Annotated in this window: 22 protein-coding genes; 12 read left to right on the forward strand and 10 right to left on the reverse strand. The window is 75.1% G+C overall.

Annotation, left to right across the window (positions count from 1 at the left end):
- Nucleotides 1–23: 23 nt before the first annotated feature.
- Complete coding sequence (locus ACFC2L_RS12820) at nucleotides 24–743, reverse strand: YitT family protein (protein WP_375824690.1); 720 nt, start codon at nucleotides 741–743, stop codon at nucleotides 24–26.
- 62 nt (nucleotides 744–805) lie between these two features.
- Between ACFC2L_RS12820 and ACFC2L_RS12825 the strand changes: the two genes are divergently transcribed.
- Nucleotides 806–2,317, forward strand: coding sequence for a PLP-dependent aminotransferase family protein (locus ACFC2L_RS12825; protein ID WP_375824691.1), 1,512 nt, complete (start codon nucleotides 806–808; stop codon nucleotides 2,315–2,317).
- A gap of 36 nt (nucleotides 2,318–2,353) precedes the next feature.
- Here the strand turns inward: ACFC2L_RS12825 and ACFC2L_RS12830 are convergent, their stop codons facing one another.
- Genes ACFC2L_RS12830 through ACFC2L_RS12845 form a run of 4 tightly spaced genes read right to left on the reverse strand, consistent with a single transcriptional unit; the run spans nucleotide 2,354 to nucleotide 4,554 of the window.
- A complete protein-coding gene (locus tag ACFC2L_RS12830; protein WP_375824692.1) occupies nucleotides 2,354–2,563 on the reverse strand; it encodes a hypothetical protein in 210 nt (69 codons plus the stop codon).
- The gene (locus ACFC2L_RS12835) at nucleotides 2,560–3,672 is read right to left on the reverse strand and encodes a quinone-dependent dihydroorotate dehydrogenase (protein WP_375824693.1); all 1,113 of its coding nucleotides are present in this window, start codon (nucleotides 3,670–3,672) and stop codon (nucleotides 2,560–2,562) included. The genes ACFC2L_RS12830 and ACFC2L_RS12835 overlap by 4 nt, the downstream gene beginning before the upstream one ends.
- Complete coding sequence (locus ACFC2L_RS12840; protein WP_375824694.1) at nucleotides 3,669–4,181, reverse strand: hypothetical protein; 513 nt, start codon at nucleotides 4,179–4,181, stop codon at nucleotides 3,669–3,671. The genes ACFC2L_RS12835 and ACFC2L_RS12840 overlap by 4 nt, the downstream gene beginning before the upstream one ends.
- Before the next feature lie 16 nt (nucleotides 4,182–4,197).
- Nucleotides 4,198–4,554, reverse strand: a complete 357-nt coding sequence (locus ACFC2L_RS12845; protein ID WP_375824695.1) for a hypothetical protein — start codon at nucleotides 4,552–4,554, stop codon at nucleotides 4,198–4,200.
- 103 nt (nucleotides 4,555–4,657) lie between these two features.
- Between ACFC2L_RS12845 and ACFC2L_RS12850 the strand changes: the two genes are divergently transcribed.
- Nucleotides 4,658–6,163, forward strand: coding sequence for a leucyl aminopeptidase (locus ACFC2L_RS12850; protein WP_375824696.1), 1,506 nt, complete (start codon nucleotides 4,658–4,660; stop codon nucleotides 6,161–6,163).
- A 93-nt stretch (nucleotides 6,164–6,256) separates the two neighbouring features.
- On the opposite strand, the gene ACFC2L_RS12855 is transcribed toward ACFC2L_RS12850, so the two are convergent.
- Nucleotides 6,257–6,619 (reverse strand): oxidoreductase, encoded by a 363-nt coding sequence (locus tag ACFC2L_RS12855; RefSeq protein WP_375824697.1) that lies wholly within the window; start codon nucleotides 6,617–6,619, stop codon nucleotides 6,257–6,259.
- Between the two features lie 216 nt (nucleotides 6,620–6,835).
- Here ACFC2L_RS12855 and lpdA point away from each other — a divergent pair, with 216 nt between their 5' ends.
- The 3 genes from lpdA (at nucleotide 6,836) to ACFC2L_RS12870 (ending at nucleotide 11,100) form a co-directional block, all read left to right on the forward strand.
- Nucleotides 6,836–8,218 carry a dihydrolipoyl dehydrogenase gene (gene lpdA, locus ACFC2L_RS12860; protein WP_375824698.1) on the forward strand — a complete coding sequence of 461 codons (1,383 nt, stop codon included), beginning with the start codon at nucleotides 6,836–6,838 and terminating at the stop codon, nucleotides 8,216–8,218.
- Between the two features lie 30 nt (nucleotides 8,219–8,248).
- Entirely contained in the window at nucleotides 8,249–10,060 is a 1,812-nt protein-coding gene (gene sucB / locus ACFC2L_RS12865; protein WP_375824699.1) for a 2-oxoglutarate dehydrogenase, E2 component, dihydrolipoamide succinyltransferase, read from the forward strand.
- Between the two features lie 146 nt (nucleotides 10,061–10,206).
- A complete protein-coding gene (locus ACFC2L_RS12870; protein WP_375824700.1) occupies nucleotides 10,207–11,100 on the forward strand; it encodes a TIGR01777 family oxidoreductase in 894 nt (297 codons plus the stop codon).
- A gap of 63 nt (nucleotides 11,101–11,163) precedes the next feature.
- Here the strand turns inward: ACFC2L_RS12870 and ACFC2L_RS12875 are convergent, their stop codons facing one another.
- A complete protein-coding gene (locus ACFC2L_RS12875) occupies nucleotides 11,164–12,615 on the reverse strand; it encodes a hypothetical protein (protein WP_375824701.1) in 1,452 nt (483 codons plus the stop codon).
- A gap of 139 nt (nucleotides 12,616–12,754) precedes the next feature.
- Nucleotides 12,755–13,795: a Gfo/Idh/MocA family protein gene (locus ACFC2L_RS12880; protein ID WP_375824702.1), complete on the reverse strand. Its 1,041-nt coding sequence runs from the start codon at nucleotides 13,793–13,795 to the stop codon at nucleotides 12,755–12,757.
- 163 nt (nucleotides 13,796–13,958) lie between these two features.
- Here ACFC2L_RS12880 and ACFC2L_RS12885 point away from each other — a divergent pair, with 163 nt between their 5' ends.
- Nucleotides 13,959–14,672 carry an HNH endonuclease family protein gene (locus ACFC2L_RS12885; RefSeq protein WP_375824703.1) on the forward strand — a complete coding sequence of 238 codons (714 nt, stop codon included), beginning with the start codon at nucleotides 13,959–13,961 and terminating at the stop codon, nucleotides 14,670–14,672.
- Here the strand turns inward: ACFC2L_RS12885 and ACFC2L_RS12890 are convergent.
- Entirely contained in the window at nucleotides 14,585–16,954 is a 2,370-nt protein-coding gene (locus tag ACFC2L_RS12890; protein WP_375824704.1) for an MMPL family transporter, read from the reverse strand. The genes ACFC2L_RS12885 and ACFC2L_RS12890 overlap by 88 nt on opposite strands.
- Nucleotides 16,955–16,992: 38 nt before the next feature.
- Here ACFC2L_RS12890 and ACFC2L_RS12895 point away from each other — a divergent pair, with 38 nt between their 5' ends.
- The 5 genes from ACFC2L_RS12895 to ACFC2L_RS12915 all read left to right on the forward strand — a co-directional run bounded on the left by ACFC2L_RS12895 (nucleotide 16,993) and on the right by ACFC2L_RS12915 (nucleotide 21,507).
- Entirely contained in the window at nucleotides 16,993–17,499 is a 507-nt protein-coding gene (locus tag ACFC2L_RS12895) for a MarR family winged helix-turn-helix transcriptional regulator (RefSeq protein WP_375824705.1), read from the forward strand.
- Between the two features lie 9 nt (nucleotides 17,500–17,508).
- Entirely contained in the window at nucleotides 17,509–18,195 is a 687-nt protein-coding gene (lipB, locus tag ACFC2L_RS12900) for a lipoyl(octanoyl) transferase LipB (RefSeq protein ID WP_375824706.1), read from the forward strand.
- A gap of 83 nt (nucleotides 18,196–18,278) precedes the next feature.
- Complete coding sequence (locus tag ACFC2L_RS12905; RefSeq protein WP_375824707.1) at nucleotides 18,279–19,634, forward strand: MFS transporter; 1,356 nt, start codon at nucleotides 18,279–18,281, stop codon at nucleotides 19,632–19,634.
- A gap of 108 nt (nucleotides 19,635–19,742) precedes the next feature.
- Nucleotides 19,743–20,753: a lipoyl synthase gene (lipA, locus tag ACFC2L_RS12910; protein ID WP_375824708.1), complete on the forward strand. Its 1,011-nt coding sequence runs from the start codon at nucleotides 19,743–19,745 to the stop codon at nucleotides 20,751–20,753.
- Between the two features lie 10 nt (nucleotides 20,754–20,763).
- The gene (locus ACFC2L_RS12915) at nucleotides 20,764–21,507 is read left to right on the forward strand and encodes a DUF4191 domain-containing protein (RefSeq protein ID WP_047233940.1); all 744 of its coding nucleotides are present in this window, start codon (nucleotides 20,764–20,766) and stop codon (nucleotides 21,505–21,507) included.
- Nucleotides 21,508–21,634: 127 nt separating this feature from the next.
- Here ACFC2L_RS12915 and ACFC2L_RS12920 read toward each other — a convergent pair whose 3' ends face one another.
- Nucleotides 21,635–22,111 carry an RDD family protein gene (locus ACFC2L_RS12920; RefSeq protein WP_253050147.1) on the reverse strand — a complete coding sequence of 159 codons (477 nt, stop codon included), beginning with the start codon at nucleotides 22,109–22,111 and terminating at the stop codon, nucleotides 21,635–21,637.
- 261 nt (nucleotides 22,112–22,372) lie between these two features.
- On the opposite strand from ACFC2L_RS12920, the gene glnA reads away from it, so the two are divergent.
- Nucleotides 22,373–23,797, forward strand: a complete 1,425-nt coding sequence (gene glnA, locus ACFC2L_RS12925; protein WP_375824710.1) for a type I glutamate--ammonia ligase — start codon at nucleotides 22,373–22,375, stop codon at nucleotides 23,795–23,797.
- The last annotated feature ends 4 nt before the right edge of the window (nucleotides 23,798–23,801 follow it).

Genomic DNA, 23,801 nt, shown 5'->3' on the forward strand with positions numbered 1-23,801 from the left:
CCGCCGGGGCCGTCGCCGTCTCCTCACCGGCCGGGCTCGGGCATGCCTCCCTCGCCCGGCCGGAGGCCCGTGGTCGCGGGGACCGGCTCCCGCGGTCCCGTCCTGGCGTGCGCCCGACGGCGCGCCCGGGCGCGTGCGGGGCGCGGCGTGACGAGCCCCCGCGGGGCGAACCAGCGCCCGGTGAGCTGGACGATCGGCCCGACGCCCAGCGCGTAGGCGACGGTCGCCCAGCCCAGCGTGCCGCCGAGCGCCCAGCCCACCGACACGACGACGACCTCGATGAGCGTGCGTACGAGGCGCACCGACCACCCCGTGCGCGCGACCAGGCCGGTCATGAGCCCGTCGCGCGGGCCGGGGCCGAGGCGCACCCCGAGGTACGCCGACGTCGCGAGCCCGTTGAGCACGATCCCGCCGACGGCGAGCGCGACGCTCGCCGCGACGCCGGGGTCGGGCACGAGGCGCGTCACGAGCGCGATCGCGGGGTCGATGGTCAGCGTGATGACGACGACGTTCGCGACGGTGCCGACACCGGGGCGCTGGCGCAGCGGGATCCACGCGAGCAGCGCCAGCACGCTGAGCGAGCCGACGACGACGCCGAACGGCAGCCCGGTGCGGAGCACGACGCCCTGGTGCAGGACGTCCCACGGCATCCCGCCCTGGCCCGCGTGGAGCAGCATCGCCATGGAGAGCGCGTAGGCGAGGAGGCCGAGGAGGAGCTGGACGGCACGACGGGCGGGGCTCATGCGAGCCATCCTGACGACCAAGTGGCATCGACATCCATAGCCAATCGCGAGAGAGTGGCCCCATGAGCCTCGCCCCGCCCGGGTCCGTCGACGTCCACCGCCACCTCTCCCCCGCCGCCGCGGCGCGGCTCCTGGGCCGCTGGCACGCGGGCGGCCCCGCGTACACGGCGCTGGCCGACGGCCTGCGTGCCGCCGTCCTGGCCGGCACGCTCGCCCCGCACACGCGGCTCCCCTCCGAGCGCGACCTCGCCGCCGCGCTCGGCGTCTCCCGCACCACCACGGCGGCCGCGTACGGGCGGCTGCGCGAGCTCGGCTTCGCGCGCTCGCGCACCGGGTCGGGGACCGTCGTCGTGCTCCCCCGCGCGACCCGGCCCCGGTCCGCGCCCCGCGCCCACGGGGGCGACGCCCCGCCCGCGCCCGCGCCCCACGTCGCGCCGATCGACCTCGCCGACCTCTCCCAGGCGACCTCCGCCGCCCCGAGCGGGCTGCACGGCGCGTACTCGCGCGCGCTCGAGCGCCTCCCCGAGTACCTGTCCGGGGGCGGGTACGAGCCGTACGGCGTCGGCGTCCTGCGGGAGGCGATCGCCGACCACCACACCCGGCGCGGCACGCCGACGACGCCCGACGAGGTCCTCGTCACGACCGGCGCCCAGCACGCGATCACCACGCTCGCGGGCACGCTCCTCGGCGGCGGCGACCGCGCCGTCGTGCAGTCGCCCACCTACTACCACGCGATGGAGGCGCTGCGGCGCGCCGGGGCACGGCTCGTGCCCGTCCCGGTCGGGCGCGGCGACCGGGAGCCGCACCCCGGCCGCGACCGGGACGCACCCGGGTTCGACGTCGACCTCTTCGGCTCGACGCTGCGCCAGGTCTCGCCGCGGCTGGTGTACCTCGTGCCCGACTTCCACAACCCGACCGCGTACACGCTCACCCCCGAGGAGCGGGCGGGGGTGCGCGACGCCGCCGCGCGCCACCGCGTGACCGTCGTCGGGGACGAGACCCTCACCGACCTCGACCTCGACGGCGACCCCGACGCCGTCGGCCCCGTCGCCGAACCGCTCGCCGGGGACGGGACGTCGCCGTACGTCGTCACCGTGGGGTCGGCGTCCAAGTCGTTCTGGGGCGGGCTGCGCGTCGGGTGGGTCCGCGCGCACCCCGACCTCGTCGCGCGGCTCGCGCGCACCCGGCAGTCCGCCGACATCGCGACCGCGGTGCTCGAGCAGCTCGCCGTCGTCGAGCTGCTCGACGACGCGGGCAGCGTGCTCGCCGAGCGCCGCAGGATGCTGCGCACGCAGCGCGACCAGCTGTGCGGGCTCCTGGGCGCGGCGCTCCCCGACTGGCGCGTGCACGTCCCGGAGGGCGGGCTGTCCCTGTGGGTCGACGTCGGCGCACCCGTCGCCCAGGCGTTCGCCGCCGCGGCGGCCGCGGAGGGCGTCCTCGTCAACGCCGGCCCCACCTTCACCCCTGACGGCAGCGCCACGGACCGGCTGCGCCTCACGTTCTCGCGCCCGCCCGAGGAGCTGGAGCGGGCGGTGTCCCGGCTCGCCGCGGCGTGGGCGCGCGTGGCGGGCTGACGACGCCCTGGGCCGTCCGCGAGCGGGCGTCCGCGGTCAGCGCGCGCGGAGCTCCACGGGCGCGGTCGCCTGCGTCCCGTCGTGCAGGAGCCGCGCGACCGCGGCGCCCTCGGCCGCCAGGGTGCGCCAGGTCTCGCCGAGCCACTGCTCCGCGTCGTACTGCGTCGTGAAGACGGGGCTCACGGGCGTGGCGAGGACGCCGCCCTCGGCGTCGTCGAGCTCCCAGACCCACTGCGGCCGGATCATCGTGCCTCCCTCGCCTCGGCGCCGCGCACGTGCTCGCCCGGCTCCGGGTGGCGTGCGAGCGACCGGTTGATGCGCGCCGCCCAGAGCGGGCCCTGGTAGAGGAACCCGGTGTACCCCTGGACGAGGTCGGCACCCGCGTGCAGATAGTCGCGGGCGTCGTGCGCGGTCGTGATGCCCCCGACGCCGATGATCGCGCGACGCGCGCCGAGGCGCTCGCGCAGGCGCGCGACCACGGCGAGGCCCCGGGCACGGACGGGCGGGCCGGAGAGCCCGCCGGGCCCGCGGTCGTGCCCGATCGTCGTGTTGACGGCGACGACGCCGTCGAGGTCGAGCTCGTCGACGAGGTCGGCGACCGCGTCCACGTCCTCGTCCGCGAGGTCGGGCGCGATCTTGACGAGCAGCGGCACCCGGGCGACGCCCGCGTCCGTGGTCGCGGCGTCGGCCGCCTCGCGCACCGCCACGAGGATCGGGCGCAGCGACTCGACCTCCTGGAGGTCGCGCAGGCCCGGGGTGTTGGGCGAGGAGACGTTGACGACGAGGTAGTCGGCGTACGGCGCGAGCAGCCCCGCGCTCGTCGCGTAGTCCGCCGCGGCCTCGGCCGCGGGCGTGACCTTCGTCTTGCCGATGTTGGCGCCCACGAGCACGGCGCGCCCCGACCTCGTCGAGCGCAGCGCCTCGAGCCGGCGGGCGGCCGCCGCGGCCCCCTCGTTGTTGAAGCCCATGCGGTTGCGCACGCCCATGACGTCGAGCTCGCGCCACAGCCGCGGCTTCTCGTTGCCCGGCTGCGCGTGCGCGGTGACCGTGCCGATCTCGACGAACGCGAAGCCGAGCATCGTCAGCCCGCGCACGGCGCGCGCGTCCTTGTCGAACCCGCCCGCGAGACCGAAGGGCGCGGGGAAGACCTTGCCCAGGACCTCGACGCTGCCCCGGCCCCCGGCCCCGCGGCCCAGGTAGGGCGCGAGCGCCCCCTGCACGACGTCGCGCAGCACCGGCACGCGGCCGACGGCGCCGATGAGGTCGAACGCGACGTGGTGCGCGCGCTCGGGGTCCATGCGGCGGAAGACGGTGTCGAAGAGCAGTCCGTAGAGGAGCGGGCGGCGGCGGGTCATGCGGCGTCCTCCGGGGCGTCGGTGTCGGTGCGGGTGCTGGTGGTGCTCGGGCTGGCGCTCGGGGTGGCGCCGGCCGACGACGCGGCGCCCGGGCGGGTGCGCCAGAGCCACCACAGGCCGACGAACGGCAGGACGAGCGGCACGTAGCCGTAGCCCTGTCCGAAGCCGGACCAGACGGTCGCGCGCGGGAAGGCCGCGGCGTCGGCGAGGGAGAACGCGCCGACGGCGAGCACGCCGACGAGCTCGACGCCCACCGCGACCCACGCGACGCGGCGCGCGACCTCACCGCCCCGCGCGAGCGCGACCGTCGCGACGACGTACACGGCCGCGGCGAGCGCCGACAGCGCGTACGCGAGGGGCGCCTCGTGCCAGTCGCGCAGGAGCTGCACGGCGGCGCGTGCCGAGGCTGCGAGCGCGAAGATCCCGTACACGGCGACGAGGACCCGGCCGAAGCCGGTGTTCGTGCGGCGCGGGTGCGGCGTCCCGGCCGGGGCGGCGGGTGCGCTCATGGCGAGGTCCTCCAGGTCAGACGTTCCAGATCTGCCACAGGCGCCACTCGAGGAACGCGACGGTGAGCGCGGCGACCGCGAGCACGACGGAGCTCCAGCGCGAGCGCTCCGCGAAGGCCCACAGGGCGGCGACGGGCAGGATGAAGAGGGTGGTCACGAGGTAGCCCCACAGCAGCACGGGGTCGCTCGGCGCGGTGCCGGTGGCGCCGAGCACGCCCACCACGACCGCCTGCACGAGGATCAGCCCCTCGATCACCGCCGCTCCCCAGAGCTGGCGCAGGATCACCGCGCGGTCGCGCGCGACGAACACGAGCGCCCAGCCGGCGAGCGCGACGCACGCCGCGACCACGAGCAGCAGGAGGGGAAGGACCACGCGGCCGAGCGTACCGGGGGCGGCCCGCGGCCACGGAATCGGTCCACAGGTGCCGCGGGCCTCGCGGGGGCAGAGGTGGCGCGCCCGGAGATAGCATCGCGGGGTGGCTGAACTGACCGTCTCCAGCAAGAATCCCGCCGGTGCCAAGGTCGACGCACTCGTCGTCGGCACCCACACGACGTCCGACGGCGTCGCGATCGTCGGGGGCGACCTGCCCCGTCCGGTGGTCGCCGCGCTCGAGGACCTCGCACCCGCGCTCGGCATCACGGGCGCGGCCGACGAGGTCCGCAAGGTGCCCGCCGGGCCCGAGCTCAAGGCCGACGTGCTCGTGCTCGTGGGCCTCGGCGCGCGGCGCGCGGACGGCACGTTCAGCGCCGAGGCGCTGCGCCGCGCCGCCGGTGCCGCGCTGCGCGCGCTCGCCGGGACGGCGTCGGTCGCCGTCGCGCTCCCCGTCGAGGACGAGGCCGAGCTCGGCGCCGTCGCCGAGGGCGCGCTGCTCGGCGCCTACGCGTTCGCGCGCTACCGCACGGGCGAGGCCGCGTCGTCGGCCGCGAGCCGCCCGCCGGCGACCGTCGAGGTCCTCGCCGGGAGCACGCGCAGCTCCGCGGCCAAGGCCGCGGTCGAGCGGGCGAAGGTCGTCGCGGCGGCCGTGAACGCGACACGCGACCTCGTCAACGCCGCGCCCAACGACCTCTTCCCCGCCGCGTTCGCCGACGTCGCGAAGCAGGCCGTGAAGGACTCGGGCGCCAAGGGCCTCAAGGTCACGGTGCTCGACGACAAGGCGCTCGCCGCGGGCGGCTACGGCGGTCTGGTCGGCGTGGGCCAGGGCTCGGCGCGCGGGCCGCGCCTGGTCAAGGTCGCCTACGCGCCGTCGCGGCCCGCCGCGAAGGTCGCGCTCGTGGGCAAGGGCATCACGTTCGACTCGGGCGGCATCTCGATCAAGCCCGCCAAGGGCATGGAGGCGATGAAGTCGGACATGGCCGGCGCTGCCGCCGTGCTGCAGACGGTCGTCGCCGCCGCGCGCCTCGGGCTGCCCGTGGCCGTGACCGGCTGGCTGTGCCTCGCGGAGAACATGCCGTCGGGCACCGCGCAGCGCCCGTCCGACGTCATCACGATCCGTGGCGGCAAGACCGTCGAGGTGCTCAACACCGACGCCGAGGGCCGTCTCGTCATGGCCGACGGCCTGGTCGCCGCGGTCGAGGAGAAGCCGGACGTCGTGCTCGACGTCGCGACGCTCACCGGCGCGCAGATGGTCGCGCTCGGCAACCGCGTCTCCGCCGTCATGGGCGCCGACGACGTGCGCGCCGAGGTCGTCGCGGCAGCCGACGCCGCGGGCGAGCAGTTCTGGCCGATGCCGCTGCCCGAGGAGCTGGGCGCGTCGCTGAAGTCGAAGGTCGCGGACCTCGCGAACATCGGCGACCGGTTCGGCGGCATGCTCGTCGCGGGCCTGTTCCTCCAGGAGTTCGTCGGGGAGACGCCGTGGGCGCACCTCGACATCGCCGGCCCGGCGTTCAACGAGGGCTCCGCGCACGGCTACACCCCGGTGGGCGGGACGGGCGTCGCCGTCCGCACCCTGCTCGGCCTCGTCGAGGGTCGCGCCCGCCGCTGACCCCGGCCTCGTCGAGCAGGTGGTCCTGGTCCGTCCGGGCGACCGGACCAGGGCCACCTGCTCGACGCCGGAAGGTCGCCTGGTCGGGCGGTGTCAGGAGGTCCGGCGACGGCGTTGGCGCGAGTTCCAGTCGCGCATGCGCTGCGGGTAGCCGGTGAAGCGGACGTTGTAGACCGGCACGCCCAGCGAGCCGGCGACGTCGAACGCCGTCTTCTCGTCCGGGACGCGCCGCCGCGTCCACTCGCCCGTCGTCGCGATGAGCAGGAGCGTCGCCCCCGTGTCCTGCGTGGGCGGCTCGACGTACGCCTCGACCCCGACGCGCGTGCGCACGAAGTCCTGGAGGTGCGCGAGCGTCGCGCGGCGGGCGTCCGACGGCGCGGCGGCGGCGCCGCTCGCGGACGGGGTCGGCGCGGGGCGGCGGGAGAACAGGCTGGACAGCTTGGGCAGCCGGGGCACAAGCGGCAGGGTACAGCGTGACCCTGGTCATACGGTGGGCCCGCTGTCTGCAGCGTCACAGCCGCGAGGCCCTGGTTTCGATTGGGGAGCCCGTCCCCGAGGTGCCAAGATGGCACCCGGAGAACGTTCACGCACCGTGGGCCAGCGGTTCCCGTCCGGCCCGTCGACGTGCCGTGCACGTCCGCCCTCGCTCTCCCCTCGCTGAAGGAGTCGCACGTGGCCGAACCCGGCACACCATTCGACGTCGTCGTCCTGGGCGGAGGCAGCGCCGGCTACGCCACCGCGCTGCGCGCCGCCCAGCTCGGCCTCTCCGTCGCGCTCGTCGAGTCGGGCAAGCTCGGTGGGACCTGCCTGCACAACGGGTGCATCCCGACCAAGGCCCTGCTCCACGCGGCCGAGCTGGCCGACGGCGCCCGGGAGGGCGCGAGGTTCGGCGTCCGCAGCACGCTCGAGGGCATCGACATGGCGGGCGTCAACGGCTACAAGGACGGCGTCGTCGCCGGGCTCTACAAGGGACTCCAGGGGCTCGTCGCCTCGCGCGGCATCACGTTCGTCGAGGGGCACGGCCGGCTCGTGTCGCAGGACACCGTCGAGGTCGACGGCACCCGCTACACCGGCCGCCACGTCGTGCTCGCGACCGGCTCGTACTCGCGCTCGCTCCCGGGCCTCGAGATCGCCGGCCGCGTCATCACGTCCGACCAGGCGCTGGGGCTCGACCGCGTGCCCACGTCGGTGGTCGTGCTCGGCGGCGGCGTCATCGGCGTCGAGTTCGCGAGCGTGTGGAAGTCGTTCGGCGCCGACGTCCAGATCGTCGAGGCGCTGCCCCACCTCGTGCCCAACGAGGACGAGGCGCTCTCCAAGTCGCTCGAGCGGGCTTTCCGCAAGCGCGGCATCAAGTTCTCGCTCGGCGACCGGTTCGCGGGCGTCAAGGAGACCGACTCGGGCGTCACCGTCACGCTCGAGTCCGGCAAGACGTTCGAGGCCGAGCTGCTGCTGGTCGCCGTGGGGCGCGGGCCGCGCACCGCGGACCTCGGGTTCGAGGCGCAGGGCATCACGCTCGACCGCGGGTTCGTGATCGTCGACGAGCGCCTGCACACGGGCGTCGGGAACATCTGGGCCGCCGGCGACATCGTGCCCGGCCTCCAGCTCGCGCACCGCGGGTTCGCGCAGGGCATCTTCCTCGCGGAGCAGATCGCCGGGCTCGACCCGACGCCGATCGTCGAGTCGTCGATCCCGCGCGTCACGTACTGCGAGCCCGAGGTGGCGTCCGTCGGCGTCACGGAGGCCGCGGCGATCGAGACGTGGGGGGCCGACCAGGTCGAGTCCCTCGAGTACAACCTCGCCGGCAACGGCAAGAGCAAGATCCTCGCGACCAGCGGCTTCGTCAAGCTCGTGCGCCGCAAGGACGGGCCCGTCGTCGGCGTGCACATGATCGGCGCGCGCGTCGGCGAGCTCGTCGGCGAAGGGCAGCTCATCGTGGGCTGGGAGGCGTACCCCGAGGACGTCGCCGCCCTGGTCCACGCCCACCCCACCCAGAACGAGGCACTCGGAGAGGCGCACCTGGCCCTGGCCGGCAAGCCTCTGCACGCCCACAACTGACCCCAACGATCGAAGGAGACCAGGCAGGTCATGTCTGAGAACGTGCAGATGCCGGCCCTCGGCGAGTCCGTCACCGAAGGCACCGTCACCCGTTGGCTCAAGTCGGTCGGCGACACCGTCGCCGTCGACGAGCCGCTGCTCGAGGTCTCGACCGACAAGGTCGACACCGAGATCCCCTCGCCCGTCGCGGGCGTGCTCGAGCAGATCCTCGTCCAGGAGGACGAGACCGTGGAGGTCGGTACCGACCTCGCCGTGATCGGCGACGGTTCCGGCGGCGGCGACGCCGCGCCCGCCCCCGCCGCGGCCGAGGAGCCCGCCCCCCAGGCCGAGCCCGAGCCCGCGCCGGCCCAGCAGGAGGCCCCGGCCGCCGCCCCCGCGGAGCAGCCCGCCCCCGCCGCGGAGGCCGCTCCCGCCCAGGCGTCGGGCGGCGAGGAGATCACGCTCCCCGCGCTCGGCGAGTCCGTCACCGAGGGCACCGTGACCCGGTGGCTCAAGTCGGTCGGCGACACCGTCGAGGTCGACGAGCCGCTGCTCGAGGTCTCGACCGACAAGGTCGACACCGAGGTCCCCTCCCCCGTCGCCGGCACCGTCCAGCAGATCCTCGTCCAGGAGGACGAGACGGTCGAGGTCGGCACCGTGCTCGCGATCGTCGGCTCGGGCGCCGCACCGGCCGCCGCCCCCGCGGCCCCGGCCGAGCCCGCCCAGGAGGCCCCGAAGCAGGAGGCTGCCCCCGCCCAGGCTCCGACCGAGGCGCGCACCCCGGCGAGCGAGGCGGACGTCCCCGCCCAGGCCGCGCAGGAGGAGACGCCGGCCCCGGCCACGAGCGCCCCTGCTCCCGCGGCCGAGAAGCCCGCCGCGCCGTCCGCCCCGGGTGCGACCCCGGCCCCGGCCGCGAAGGCCGGCGGCACGTACCTCACCCCGCTCGTGCGCAAGCTCGCGGCGGACAAGGGCGTCGACCTGTCGACCCTCTCGGGCACGGGCGTCGGCGGCCGCATCCGCAAGGAGGACGTGCTCGAGGCCGCCCGCAAGGCCGAGGAGGCCAAGGCCGCGCCGGCAGCCGCCGCTCCCGCGGCACCTGCGGCCGGTGGTGCCCCGAAGAAGGCCTCCGTCCCGGCGGTCTCGCCGCTGCGCGGCACGACCGAGAAGACGAGCCGCCTGCGCAAGCTCGTGGCGAGCCGCATGGTCGAGGCGCTGACCACCCAGGCCCAGCTCACGACGGCCGTCGAGGTCGACGTCACGCGCGTCGCCGCCCTGCGCAACCGCGCCAAGGCGGACTTCAAGGCGCGCGAGGGTGCCAACCTCACGTTCCTGCCGTTCTTCACGCTCGCCGCGGTCGAGGCGCTCAAGGCCTACCCGAAGATCAACGCGACCTTCGCCGAGGACGAGATCACCTACCACGGCCAGGAGAACGTCGGCATCGCGGTCGACACCGAGCGCGGCCTCGTCGTCCCCGTGATCAAGGACGCGGGCGACCTCAACCTCGCCGGCATCGCGCGCAAGATCGCCGACCTCGGCGCGCGCACGCGTGCCAACAAGGTCGGGCCGGACGAGCTCGCGGGCGGCACGTTCACGATCACCAACACCGGCTCGGGCGGCGCCGTCTTCGACACGCCGATCGTCCCGGTCGGCCAGGTGGCGATCCTCGGCACGGGGACCATCACCAAGCGCGCGGTCGTCGTGACGGACGCGGACGGGAACGACACGATCGGCATCCGCTCGACGTGCTTCATCTTCCTGTCCTACGACCACCGCCTGGTCGACGGAGCGGACGCCGCGCGCTTCCTCACCACGATCAAGAACCGCATCGAGGAGGGCGCGTTCGAGGCCGAGGTCGGCCTCTGACGCTCCGCGCTCCCGACGCACGCCGCGAGGCCCCGACCACTACGGTCGGGGCCTCGCGGCGTTCCCGTGACCTGGCGCGGGCCGGGTGGCGGAGAAGTTCCCGGTCACGGGTGCGCGGGACGGTCGCGGCCCCGTAGCGTGGCCCCATGGACATCGTCGTGGCGGGCTCGCACGGATTCATCGGCGGCGAGCTGCTCGAGCGGCTGCGCGAGGACGGCCACCACGTGCGCCGGCTCGTGCGGCGTGCCCCGCAGACGTCCGACGAGCACGAGTGGGACCCGGACGCCGGCGTCCTGGACCCCGGCGTGGTCGAGGGGGCCGACGCCGTCGTGAACCTCGCGGGCGCAGGGATCGGCGACCACCGGTGGACGACCGAGTACAAGCGCACGCTGGTCACGTCCCGGACCCGGACCACCGGCCTCCTGGCCCGGACCATGGCCGGTCTCGACGCGCCGCCGCCGGTCTGGGTCCAGGGCTCCGCGATCGGCTACTACGGCGACCGGGGCGCGCAGGTGCTCACCGAGACGTCGGCGTCGGGTGACGGGTTCCTCGCCCGGCTGGTCCGGGAGTGGGAGGCCGCGACGGCGCCGGCCGAGCAGGCGGGCGTCCGCGTGGTGCACGCCCGGACGGGCATCGTGCTCTCCTCCGAGGGCGGCGCGCTCGGCCGGCTCCTCCCGCTGCTGCGGCTCGGCGTCGGCGGACGCCTCGGCCCGGGCACCCAGTACTGGAGCTGGATCACGCTGCGCGACGAGGTCGACGCGCTGCGCCACCTGCTCACCGCCCCCGTGCACGGGCCGGTCAACCTCTGCTCCCCCCACCCGGCGACCAACGCGGAGATCACCCGCGCGCTCGCGCGGGAGCTCCACCGCCCGGCCGCGCTGGCCGTCCCGTCCGTCGCGCTGCGCGTGGTGCTGGGCGAGCTGGCGTCCGACATCCTCGGCTCCCAGCGCGCCCTCCCGACCGTGCTCGAGGCGAGCGGGTTCACGTTCTCCGACCCCCTCCTCGACGACGCCGCCCGGCGGGTCGCGGAGCGTCGCTGACCTCCTGTCCCGACGGCCGGGCCGGGCCGAGACGAGCCGGACCGGGGCCCGCGACGGTGCGCGTCACCGCACCTCGGCGACACGCCACCCGTCGTCGGTCCAGCGGAGCACGAGCACGACGGTGGTCCGCGGCGTCGCGGGCACGTGCAGCTCGCCGTCGACCGTGCGCTGCCGGTGCGCGCTGACGGCGTAGTCGACCTCGACGACCGCGTCGGCGGGCTGCGTGCCCGTCCCGGCCGTCGCGGGTGACCGGTCGTCGGCGGGCCGGGCGTCGAAGACCTCCGCCCGCGCGTCGAGCACGTCCACGCCCTCGAGCGCCGCCAGCACCGCGGCGTCGCGCGCCTCCGCCGACGAGCCCGCGACCACCACCGACGACAGGTCGCCCGTGCCCTCGGTGAGCAGCGCGAGCCGGCGCGCCGTGAGCGCACGTGCGGCGCCGCCCGGATCGTCCGGGTCGAGCACCGCGCTCGCGGCGCCGTCCGGCTCGACGGCGGTCGTGACCGTGCCCGGCGCCTGCTCGCCACCGTCGGGCGCGGCCGTCCGCGACGGCCCCAGGTGCACCAGGAGCACCACGAGCGCCGCGCACCCGGTGAGGATCGCGAGGCTCGTGCCGACGGCGCGGACCGCCCGTCGCCGTCGTGCCCGGGCGCCGCGCCCACGGGACCGGGTCCCGCCACGCGCGGCGCTCCCGGCCGCCGTCGGCCCCTCGACGCCGGGCCGCACGGTCCGCCGACCACCGAACGCACCCGCCACGAGACGCGCGGCGTCGGGCATCACGACCGGTCGCGGCTCCACGGCGTCGTAGCAGCGCGCGGCGAAGGTCCCCGCCGCGGGACGCGCGGACGGCTCGTCGCGCAGCGCGACCGCGAGCTCGGCGTGCAGCGCCGCGAGGTCGCGCGCCTCGTCCGGGTCGCCGGTCGCGCGGTAGGACGGGTGGCTCGACGCGGGGGGCGGCACGAGGTCGAGCACGAGCCGGGCGAGGTCACGCACGTCGTCCGCGGCGGTCCCCCGCGCGGGCGCCAGCGCCGGGCGCAGGACCGCCCGCCCGCTCGGCGTGACGACCACCGACGCCGCCTCGAGGCTCCCGTGCGCACGCCCGTCCCGATGGAGCCGTGCGAGGCCCTGCGCGACCGGGACCAGCACCGTGACCGCCTCGGCGGCCCGGAAGGGCTCGCGGGCCGCCGCCAGCTCGTCGAGGCGCAGGCCGTCGACGTGGTCGGTGAGCACCACGAGCGACGACTCCCCCGCCTCGACGACACCACGCACCGCCACGACGTGCTCGTGCTCCTCGGCGAGGGCGTGCAGGTGCTCGACCAGCGCCGCACGAGCCCCCGGCTCCTCGGGGACCGCCAGCCGCGCGACCTCGCACACCGCGCCGACGTCGTCGTACGCGACGAACCCGCCGGTCGCGCCGGGCTCCCGCCGCACCGACCACCCCGCTGCCGCGAGCACGGGAACCAGGTCCGCGACGGACTCCACGGGCGGTCGCGCACGGCGCGACGTCGACGACGTCATGCCTCCATCACACCGCGTGCCGGACCTCGCCGTGCCGTTGTCCACAGGCCGGATCGCGGTGCGTCCTCGGCCGTGCGCGCCCGGTCCGGGCCCGGGCGCGCGGCTGACCGGGCCTGCGCCCGCCCCCGCCCGAGTGCGGTCAGACGTCGAGGAGGCGGCCCTCGCGGGCGCTGCGGCGGGCGGCGTCGAGGACCTCGGCGGTGCGGACGGCGTCGCGCGGGTCGACGGGGACGGGACCGCCGTCGAGGATCCAGGCCGCGACGGCGCGGTAGAAGTCGGCGTGACCGCCCGGTGCCTGCGCGACCGGCTCGCGCTCGCGACCGCGCGTGACCCAGCCGAGCGTGCCCTCGGGGGCGGCGTCGTCGAAGACCTCGAACGGCGACGCGTCGTTCTCGAACGTCGTGACGACGTACGCCCCGGCCGTCCCGAGCACGCGCGTGCGGGGACCGGGGGCACCGACGACGGAGCCGGCCCAGAGGCGGCTCACGACCGCGTTCCCGTCGGCGTCGGGCTCGTGGTGGAGCACGAGGAAGACGTCGTCCTCGGTGGGGGTGGTGTGCGAGCGCAGCTCCGCCCACACGCCGGTGACGCGCCCGAAGAGCTGGGTCGCGGAGTCGACGAGGTGCGGCCCGAGGTCGAGGAGCAGGCCGCCGCCGACGGGGTCGTTCTCCTTCCATCGCTGCTGCGGCACGGGGCGCCACCGCTCCCACCGCCGCTCGAACGTGTGCACGCGCCCGATCTCGCCGCGGTCGAGCACGGAGCGCAGGGTGAGCTGCTCGGGGTCCCAGCGGCGGTTCTGGAAGACGGTGAGGGGTGTGCCCGCCTCCTCGGCCGCGGTGACGACGGCGCCCGCGGCCGCGGCGCCGAGCGCGAGCGGCTTGTCGACGACGACGGGGACGCCCGCCCGGGCGAGCGCGGTGGCGTGGTCGGCGTGCAGGGCCGACGGGCTCGCGACGACGACCACGTCGTACGCGGCACGGTCGGCGAGGAGCGCGTCGAGGTCGTCGTGCAGGTGCACGTCCGGCCACTCCTCGACGGCGGCGGCGCGGCGCTCGGGCGACCGGACGACGACCGCCGTGACGACGTGCCCGGCCTCGCGGACGAGGCGCGCGTGGATGCCCCGCCCTGCTCCCCCGTACCCGACGATCCCGACCCTGAGCGTGCGTGCGGCGGTGTCCATGCCGACCAATCTAGCCGTGAGCGCGACCGGTGCCGGAGGCATCCGCCGGTGTGGTCCGAGCACCCCCGCAGACCTGGCAGAATGTGCGCGTTGGTCCGGTATGGAGCGCTGCGTACCGTCTCGCGCGGGTCGGGCCGAGAATCGGTTTCGGGAAGGTCGTCCCTTGAGCACCACGAGCCGCCGCGTCCCTCGTCGGAGCGTCCTGCGCTACGTCCTGATCGCCCTGGCGGTCGCCATCGTGGTCGCGAACGTGATCAACCAGCAGTCGGTCGCCGCCGACGACGAGCCGGCCCCGACCCCGGGCAGCGCGCTCGAGGCGCTGGCGGGGCTCGAGGTGAAGGGGCCCGGTCCGGACACGGGCTACGAGCGGGGGCTCTTCGGTCCCGCGTGGGCGGACGTCGACGGCAACGGCTGCGACACCCGCAACGACATCCTCGCGCGCGACCTCACCGACCTCACGTTCTCGACCCGGGGCGAGGTCTGCGAGGTGCGTACGGGCACGTTCCAGGACCCGTACACCGGCGAGACCATCGACTTCCGCCGCGGCAACGCGACCAGCATGGCGGTCCAGATCGACCACGTGGTCCCGCTGCTCGACGCGTGGCGCAAGGGTGCCCGCGCGTGGGACGAGGAGACGCGCCGGCAGTTCGCCAACGACCCGCTCAACCTCCTCGCGGCCGACGGCCCGGCGAACCAGTCCAAGGGCGCGCGCGACGCGTCCGCGTGGCTGCCCCCGAACCACGCGTTCCGCTGCCCGTACGTCGCGCGGCAGGTCGCGGTGAAGACCGCCTACGAGCTCGCGGTGACGCCGTCGGAGTCCGAGGCGATGGCGCGCGTGCTCGAGGACTGCCCGGCCGAGCCGCTCCCCGCGGGCTGACCCGGCTCCCCCGGGCCCCGGTCCGTGCGCCCGAGCGCGCTCGGCCACCAGGCCCGCCGGCCGACGTCGTGCACGAGCGCGGGCACGAGCAGCGACCGCACCACGAGCGTGTCGACGAGGACGCCGAACGCGACGATGAACGCGAGCTGGGCGAGGAACAGCAGCGGGATGATGCCGAGCGCGGCGAACGTCGTCGCGAGCACCACGCCCGCCGACGTGATGACCGACCCCGTGACCGCGAGCCCCCGCAGGACGCCGCGTCGCGTCCCGACCCGCAGGCTCTCCTCCCGCACGCGCGTCATGAGGAAGATCGAGTAGTCGACCCCGAGCGCGACGAGGAAGCAGAACGCGTAGAGGGGGACGGCCGGGTCGGCGCCCGGGAAGTCGAGCACGTGGTCGAACACGATCGCGGCGACGCCGAGCGCGGCGCCGAACGACAGCACGTTGGCGAGCATGAGCAGGACCGGCGCGACGACCGACCGCAGCAGCAGGATCAGGATCAGCAGGATCACGGCGAGGACGACCGGCACGATGACCCGCAGGTCGCGCTGGCCCGCGAGCTGCGTGTCGAGGCGCTCGGCGGCGGCGCCCCCGACCACCGCCTCGGGCGAGACCTCGTGCACGGCGTCACGGAGCGCCGAGACGGTCTCGACGACCTCCTGGCTGTCCGACGGCGCGGCGGTCGTGACGTCGACCCGCACCTGTCCGTCGACGACGAGCGGGTCGCCTTGCGCGGGTGCACCCGGCGCGGGGGCAGGCTGGTCGGTGACCGGCGTGGCCGTGGAGACGCCCTCGGTGCCCTCGGCGGCCGCGACGACCGCGTCGAGGTCCTCCTCGGGGGCGACCACGATCGCGGGCTGCGCGGAGACGCCCTCGAAGTGCTCCGTGAGCGCCGCCTCGCCGGCGACGGAGTCGACGTCCGCGAGGAACACCTCCGAGTCGCCGGTGCCGTCGGCGTCGAGGGTCGGGACGAACGCCGCGCACGCGGCGAGGACCAGCGCCGTGACGACCCACACGCGCCGGTCGTGCCGGCCGACGAAGCTCGCGACGCGCGACCACACGCCGTGGCCGTCGACGCGCACCGCGTCGTCGCTCTCGACCGTCGTGGGCCGGGCGCCCGCCGCGGCGCCGTCGTGCTGCGCGTGCGCGCCCTCGTACCGCGGCATGCGCGGCCAGAAGAGGCCGCGCGACCGCTGGCCCGCGACGAGCAGGAGCGCCGGGAGGAGCGTGAGGGCCGCGACGAACGCTGCGGCGATGCCGATCGCGGCGACCGGGCCGAGGCTGCGGTTGGACGACAGGTCGGACAGGAGCAGGCACAGCAGGCCCGCGATGACGGTCCCCGCGCTCGCCGCGATCGGCTCGACGGACGCGCGCACGGCGCGGCGCAGCGCCGTCGTGGTCGAGCGGACGAGGCGCAGCTCCTCCCGGTACCGCGCGACGACGAGCAACGAGTAGTCGACCGCCGCGCCGACGACGAGGATCGAGAGGATGCCCTGCGACTGCCCGTTGAGCGTGAGGACGTCTGCCGCGGCGAGGTGGTAGACGACGAGGCCCGCGAGCGTCAGCGCGAGCACGGCCGTGAGGATCACGAGGAACGGCAGGATCGGCGACCGGTAGACGATCGCGAGGATGACGAGCACGGCGCCCAGCGCGACGAGCAGGAGGACGGTGTCGATCCCCCCGAACGCGGTGACGAGGTCGGCGACGAACCCGGCCGGGCCGGTGACCCAGACGTCGAGCGAGGTGCCCGCGAGCCCGCCCTCGGACGCTCCCGCGGCGGCGAGGTCGCGCAGCGCGCCGACCGCGAGCTCGCTCACGCTGTCCTCGTCGGCGCCGATCCGGTCGGACGCGACGGACGCGTCGAGCGAGACGACGACGAGCGCCGCCTCGCCGTCCTCGGACGGCACGACGACGGGGTCGGCCACGGAGACGTCGCCGACGGTCGCCGGCTCGTCGCCCGACGTCCCGGCGAGCGGGGCGTCCGGGACCGCCTGGGCGTACGCGTCCAGCGCGGCGAGGTCCTCGGGCGTCAGGGCGCTGCCGTCGCCCGTCGTGGCGACGACGAGCGCGGGGAGGGTCTCGGAGTCGGTGAACTCCTGGGCGACCTCGGCCGCGCGCGTCGACTCGGCGCTCGCGGGGAGGAACGCGGCGGCGTCGTTGGTCTGCACGCTGCTCAGGCGACCCTGGGCCTGCCCGCCCAGCGCGCCGATCGCCATCCACAGACCGATGACTGCGACAATGATCAGCCCGCGGAGGAACCCGCCCGTCCTATTGCTCAGCATGCTGAGGAATGGTGCCATGGCGGAGGGAGGAATGCACGGTGGAGCACGCGTCGAGCAACGGCAGCACCGGGCGGTACGCCGGCCCGGACGTCGGCGACCCCACACCCACCGACCCCCAGGAGTGGGCCACCGGCCGCCTCCTGTTCGCCGTCGCGCGTCGCATCGAGAAGGAGTGGAACGCCCACCTCGGGCAGTGGGACCTCAACCATGCGGGCTTCCCCGTGCTCATGCACCTGCTCGCCGGACCTCGCTCGCAACGGGTCCTCGCCGAGGAGTCGGGCGTGACCGAGCAGACCATGAGCCGGGTCGTCGCGCGGCTCGAGCGCTCCGGGTACGTGACCCGCACCGACGACCCCGCCGACCGCCGCCGCCGCGCCGTCGCGATCACCGCGGCCGGGCGCGAGGCGGGCCTGGCCGCCGCACGACGTCGTCCCGCCGAGGAGCTCGCGACCCGCGGTCTCGACGACGCGCAGGTCGCGGCGCTGCGGGACGCCCTCCTCGCCCTGCTCGAGACCCTGCCCCGCGCACCCCACGACGAGGGCTAACCTGAGCCGATGGACCTGCTCGCGCTGCCCGGGATCACGGAGTACCACGAGGCCTGGGACCTCCAGCGCGCGGTGCACGACGACGTCGTCGCGACCACCCGCCCGGACACCCTGATCCTCGTCGAGCACCCCTCCGTCTACACCGCCGGCCGCCGCACGCGCCGTGACGAGCGGCCCGACGACGGCACCCCCGTCGTCGACGTGGACCGCGGCGGGAAGATCACGTGGCACGGCCCGGGCCAGCAGGTCGCCTACCCGATCGTGCGCCTCGCCGAGCCGGTCGACGTCGTCGCGTACGTACGCGCGCTCGAGGAGGCCGTCATGGGCGTGTGCGCGCGGCTCGGCCTCGCGACGATGCGCGTCGAGGGGCGCAGCGGGGTCTGGGTCGCTGCCGACGCGACGCGCCGCGAGCGCAAGGTCTGCGCGATCGGCGTGCGCGTCGCGAAGGGCGTGACGATGCACGGCCTCGCCCTCAACTGCGTCCCCGACCTCTCCCGCTTCGACCGGATCGTCCCCTGCGGCATCGAGGACGCCGACGTGACGTCGCTCACCGCCGAGCTCGGGCGCGACGTCACGCTCGCGGAGGTCGCGCCGCTGCTCGTCGCCGCGCTGGAGGACGCGCTCGTGCCGCTGCTCGCCGCGAGCGTGCCCGACGACGCGCGCCTCGCCTCCCCGCAGGACGCGCTCGCGGGCTAGGCTGGGGGCTCCAGGGAATCCTCGCGCGCCGGAGTACGGGTGGGTCGGCGCGCGGTAGGACGTACCCCGAGGACCTGGACCGCATGACCGCCACCGCGCGCCCGACGGCGCGCACCCGCACGACCCCACCCCTCCCGGAGCCGCCCCGCTCGGCACCACCCGGCTCGGGCGCGCCGGCGCGCAGCGGCTACGCCCGCCTGCCGCAGCTCGCCGGGCGCGCGTTCCTCCCCGTGGCGTTCCTCGCCCGGCTCCCGTTCTCGATGCTCACCATCGGGACCCTGCTCCTCGTGTCGTCGACGACCGGGTCCGTCGCGCTCGGCGGGCTCGCCTCGGCGGCGACGGCGCTCGGCACGGCCCTCGGCGGCCCGGCCCAGGGCGCTCTCGCCGACCGCGTCGGTCAGCGCCGGGTCCTGCTCGTCGCCGTCCCCGTCGCGACGCTCGCCGTGCTCGGTCTCGTGCTCTCCGCTGCGGCGCCCGGGGCGACGGCCGCCGTCCTCGCCGCGGCGGCGGTGACGGGGGCGAGCGCACCGCAGGTCGGTCCGCTCGCGCGCGTGCGCTGGCTCCGGCTCGCCGCCGACGAGCCGCGCACCGTCGAGGCCGCGATGAGCTACGAGAGCACCGCCGACGAGGTGAGCTTCGTGCTCGGCCCCGCGCTCGTCGGCGTCCTCGCGTCGGCCGGCTCGCCGCAGGTCGCGGTCCTCGTCGCCGCGGGCGGCATCGCCGTCTTCGGGACCGCGTTCGCTCTCCACCCGACGGCCCGCGCGACCCTCCACGCCTCCCCCACCTCGTCCGACGCGGGCACGGGCACGACGAGCGCGGCAACCGCCGTCGGGACGGTCGCGCTCGTGCGGCGCGAGGCCGTCGTGCTCGTCGGGATGCTCGCGATGGGCCTCCTGTTCGGCGGGACGCAGGCCGCGCTCACCGCGCTCACCCGCGACGCGGGCGTCCCCGGGAGCGCGGGCCTCGTCTACGCCGTGATGGGCGTGGGCTCCGCCGTCACCGCGCTGTCAGTCGTCGCGCTCCCCCGCCGGTGGGGTCTGCGCAGCCGGTGGATCACGTTCGCCGCCGGCCTCGTGGCCGGCACGCTCGCCCTGCTCCTCGCCGCCGCGAGCAGCTCGCTGACGGCCGTCGTCGTCGCGGTCGCCGCGACCGGCCTGTTCGTCGGGCCCGTCATGGTCACGGTGTTCACCGTCGCGGGCGACCGCGCGCCCGCCGGGCGGACGGCGTCGGCCATGACGCTCGTGGCGAGCGCCAACGTCGTCGGCGTCGCGATCGGCGCGTCCGGCGGCGGCGCGCTCGCCGACGCGGTGTCGACGACGAGCGCCTTCGCGCTGCCGGTGGTCGCGGCGGTCCTGCTCGTCGTGACCGGGGTGTCGCTGACGTCACGTCCACAGGGTGGTCCGCGAGCGGGAGACGCCGCAGGCGAGCGCGTAGTCTGACCGGAGTCCGGCGTCGTACCCGGGCGCGCGCACCCGAACGGTGCGCCGCCCACCTGCCTGCTCGGCGCGACGTCGGCGCTCACTCGCCACGACGACCGGGAGACACCCGTGACGATCGCACCTGAAGGACGGCGCATGCTGCGGGTCGAGGCCCGCAACGCCGCGACGCCGATCGAGAAGAAGCCCGAGTGGATCAAGACCCGCGCGACGATGGGTCCTGAGTACTCCGAGCTCAAGGGCCTCGTGAAGCGCGAGGGCCTGCACACGGTCTGCGAGGAGGCGGGCTGTCCCAACATCTTCGAGTGCTGGGAGGACCGCGAGGCGACGTTCCTCATCGGCGGCGACCAGTGCACGCGGCGCTGCGACTTCTGCCAGATCGACACGGGCAAGCCGGCCGACTTCGACGCGGACGAGCCGCGCCGCGTCGCGGAGTCCGTCCAGGCGATGGGCCTGCGCTACTCGACGATCACGGGCGTCGCGCGTGACGACCTGCCCGACGGCGGCGCCTGGCTCTACGCGGAGACCGTCCGCCAGATCCACCAGCTCAACCCGGGCACCGGCGTCGAGCTGCTCATCCCCGACTTCAACGCGATCCCCGAGCTGCTCGACGAGGTGAACGACTCGCGGCCCGAGGTGCTCGCGCACAACCTCGAGACCGTGCCGCGCATCTTCAAGCAGATCCGTCCCGGCTTCCGCTACGAGCGCTCGCTGTCGGTGCTCACGCGGGCGCGCGAGGCGGGCCTGGTGACCAAGTCGAACATCATCCTCGGCATGGGCGAGACGATCGACGAGGCCAAGGACGCGCTGCAGGACCTGCACGACGCCGGCTGCGACCTCGTGACGATCACGCAGTACCTGCGCCCGTCGCTGCGGCACCACCCCGTGGACCGCTGGGTCAAGCCCGAGGAGTTCGTCGAGCTGTCCGACGCCGCGGAGAAGATCGGCTTCCTCGGCGTCATGTCGGGCCCGCTCGTGCGGTCGTCGTACCGTGCGGGGCGTCTGTGGGGCCAGGCCATGACGCGCCGCGGCATGGAGATCCCGGCGGCGCTCGCGCACCTCGCCGAGCCGACGACGTCCCGCCAGGAGGCCGCGAGCCTGCTGGCCCGCTCGCCCCACTAGACTGACCGGCATGGCCCGCAAGAACTCGGACAGCACCGGCGCGCCCGCCGCCGGCGAGCAGGTCGCGAAGCAGAAGAAGCCCAAGAAGCAGCGCTGGTACCACCAGGTGTGGGCCGCGTACCAGATGACGCGCAAGCAGGACCCCGCGGTCACGTGGGTCATGCTCGGCGTGTTCGTCGGCATCCTCGCCGTCGCGCTCGGCATCGGCCTGTGGTGGGGCCAGTGGGTCTACACGCTCATCGTCGGCATCCCGTTCGCCGCGCTGGGCGCGATGTTCGTCCTCACCCGCCGTGCGGAGCGCGCGGCGTACCAGCAGATCGAGGGCCAGCCCGGCGCGGCGCGCGCCGCGCTCGGGACGATCCGTCGTGGCTGGACGTTCGACGAGGAGCCCGTCGCGATCGACCCGCGCACGCAGGACCTGGTGTTCCGCGGAGTCGGTCGCGCCGGCGTCGTCCTCGTGAGCGAGGGCCCGGCGCACCGCGCGAAGCGTCAGCTCGACGCCGAGCGCAAGCGCGTCGCGCGTGTGCTGCCGAACGTGCCGATCACGACGATCCAGGTCGGCGACGAGGAGGGCCAGGTCGCCCTCCCCAAGCTCCCGCGCGCCGTCCAGAAGCTCAAGCCGTCGCTCACCAAGCCGGAGACGGCGGAGGTGTCCAAGCGCCTGCGCGCCCTCGGGGTCTCGCGCCTGCCGATCCCCAAGGGCATCGACCCGACGCGCGCCCGCCCCGATCGCAAGGGCCTCAAGGGTCGCTGACGGACCTCCTCCTGCACGACGACGCCCGGCCGGGCGAGGCTCGCTCCTCACCGGCCGGGCGTCGTCGTCCCGGGTGACCTGCTGGTGCCGGGCGACCCGCTGAGCGGGACGCGGGTCGGAGCCGCCGTCAGGTGCGGACCAGGACGGTGCCCGCCGCGCGGTCGTGGAGCCCGCGCCCGTCGGCGTCCCACACGACCGCGGGGATGACGAGGCACAGGAGCACGGTGCGCAGCGCCCCGCGGCCGATGCCGACCATGCGGGCCGGCTCGGCGAGACGGCGGACCCGCATGCCCATCACGCGGTGCCCGACCGTGAAGCCCAGCGTGCTCACGAGCAGGACGTTCTCGATCGCGAACACCAGCGGCTGCGACCACACCGGCAGCGCGGAGATGCCCTCGAAGAAGCCCGGCACGGCGGGCCGGAAGAAGAGGAACGCGACGAGCGTCGCGAGCACCCAGTCGATGACCAGCGCGACGACGCGCCGTCCCAGGGTCGCGAGCGAGCCCGGTCCGTCGGGCGGGAGGCCGAGCCGCGCGCCGCGACCGCCCTGCTGACCGCCCGGGGTGCCCTCGAGCCACGAACCCATGTCCTCGCGTGAAACCACGGGACCAGGGTACGTGCCGGTCGGTGGACGACCTCGACGGTTCCGGCACCCACGGCGGTATCGTGCCGAACGGCACACCGCCCGCCGGCGGCTGCCGCGTGCCCTCGTGTAGCACGAACGTCACACGGGGACGCGGGACGTAACACGACCGAAACAATGGGTACACGGCGGGGAAACCGCCTCGGCCTAGGTTCGTGGGCGCCACGTCAGCGGCAGGTTCGCCGCGCAGCCCGACGGCACCACCCGATCAAGGAGCAACGGATGTTCAACAACGCGGAGGAGGCAATCGCCTTCACGCGGAACGAGGGCGTCGAGTTCGTCGACGTCCGGTTCTGCGACCTGCCCGGCATCATGCAGCACTTCAACATCCCCGTCTCGCAGTTCGACGAGTCGGCGTTCGAGGACGGCCTGATGTTTGACGGGTCGTCGATCCGCGGCTTCCAGGCGATCCACGAGTCGGACATGAAGCTCGTGCCGGACGTCAAGACCGCGTTCGTGGACCCGTACCGCAAGCGCAAGACGCTCGTCGTGAACTTCTCGATCGTCGACCCGTTCACGGGTGAGCCGTACTCGCGCGACCCCCGCAACATCGCGGCAAAGGCCGAGGCGTACCTGCGCTCCACCGGCATCGCCGACACCGCGTTCTTCGCGCCCGAGGCCGAGTTCTACCTCTTCGACGAGGCCCGCTTCGCGACGAACCAGCACTCCAGCTTCTACTACCTCGACTCGATCGAGGCGGCGTGGAACACGGGCCGCGAGGAGGAGGGTGGCAACCTCGCGTACAAGACGCGCTACAAGGGCGGCTACTTCCCCGTCTCCCCGTCCGACCGCTTCGCGGACCTGCGCGACGACATGTGCGCGACGCTGGAGCAGGTCGGCCTCGAGGTCGAGCGCGCGCACCACGAGGTGGGCACCGCCGGCCAGCAGGAGATCAACTACCGCTTCAACACGCTGCTGCACGCGGCCGACGACCTGATGAAGTTCAAGTACGTCATCCGCAACGAGGCGTTCGAGGCCGGCAAGTCCGTCACGTTCATGCCGAAGCCGATCTTTGGCGACAACGGCTCGGGCATGCACTCGCACCAGTCCCTGTGGAAGGACGGCAAGCCGCTGTTCTTCGACGAGAAGGGCTACGGCGGTCTCTCCGACCTCGCGCGCTGGTACATCGGCGGCCTGCTCAAGCACGCCCCCTCGCTGCTCGCGTTCACCAACCCGTCGGTGAACTCCTACCACCGCCTGGTCCCCGGCTACGAGGCCCCGGTCAACCTGGTCTACTCGGCCCGCAACCGCTCCGCGTGCATCCGCATCCCGGTGACCGGCTCGTCCGCCGCCGCGAAGCGCGTCGAGTTCCGCGTCCCGGACCCGTCGGCCAACCCGTACCTCGCGTTCGCCGCGCAGCTCCTCGCCGGCATCGACGGCATCAAGAACCGCATCGAGCCGCCGGAGCCGATCGACAAGGACCTCTACGAGCTGCCGCCCGAGGAGCACGCGCAGATCGCCCAGGTTCCCGCGTCCCTCGGCGAGGCCCTCGACGCGCTCGAGGCCGACCAGGAGTACCTCACCGAGGGTGGCGTCTTCACGCCCGACCTCATCCAGACGTGGATCGACTACAAGCGCACCAACGAGATCGACCCGATCCGCCTGCGCCCGCACCCGCACGAGTTCGAGCTCTACTACGACATCTGATCGG

The organism is Cellulosimicrobium sp. NPDC055967 (assembly GCF_042269845.1).
In the GTDB taxonomy this organism is placed as follows: domain Bacteria; phylum Actinomycetota; class Actinomycetes; order Actinomycetales; family Cellulomonadaceae; genus Cellulosimicrobium.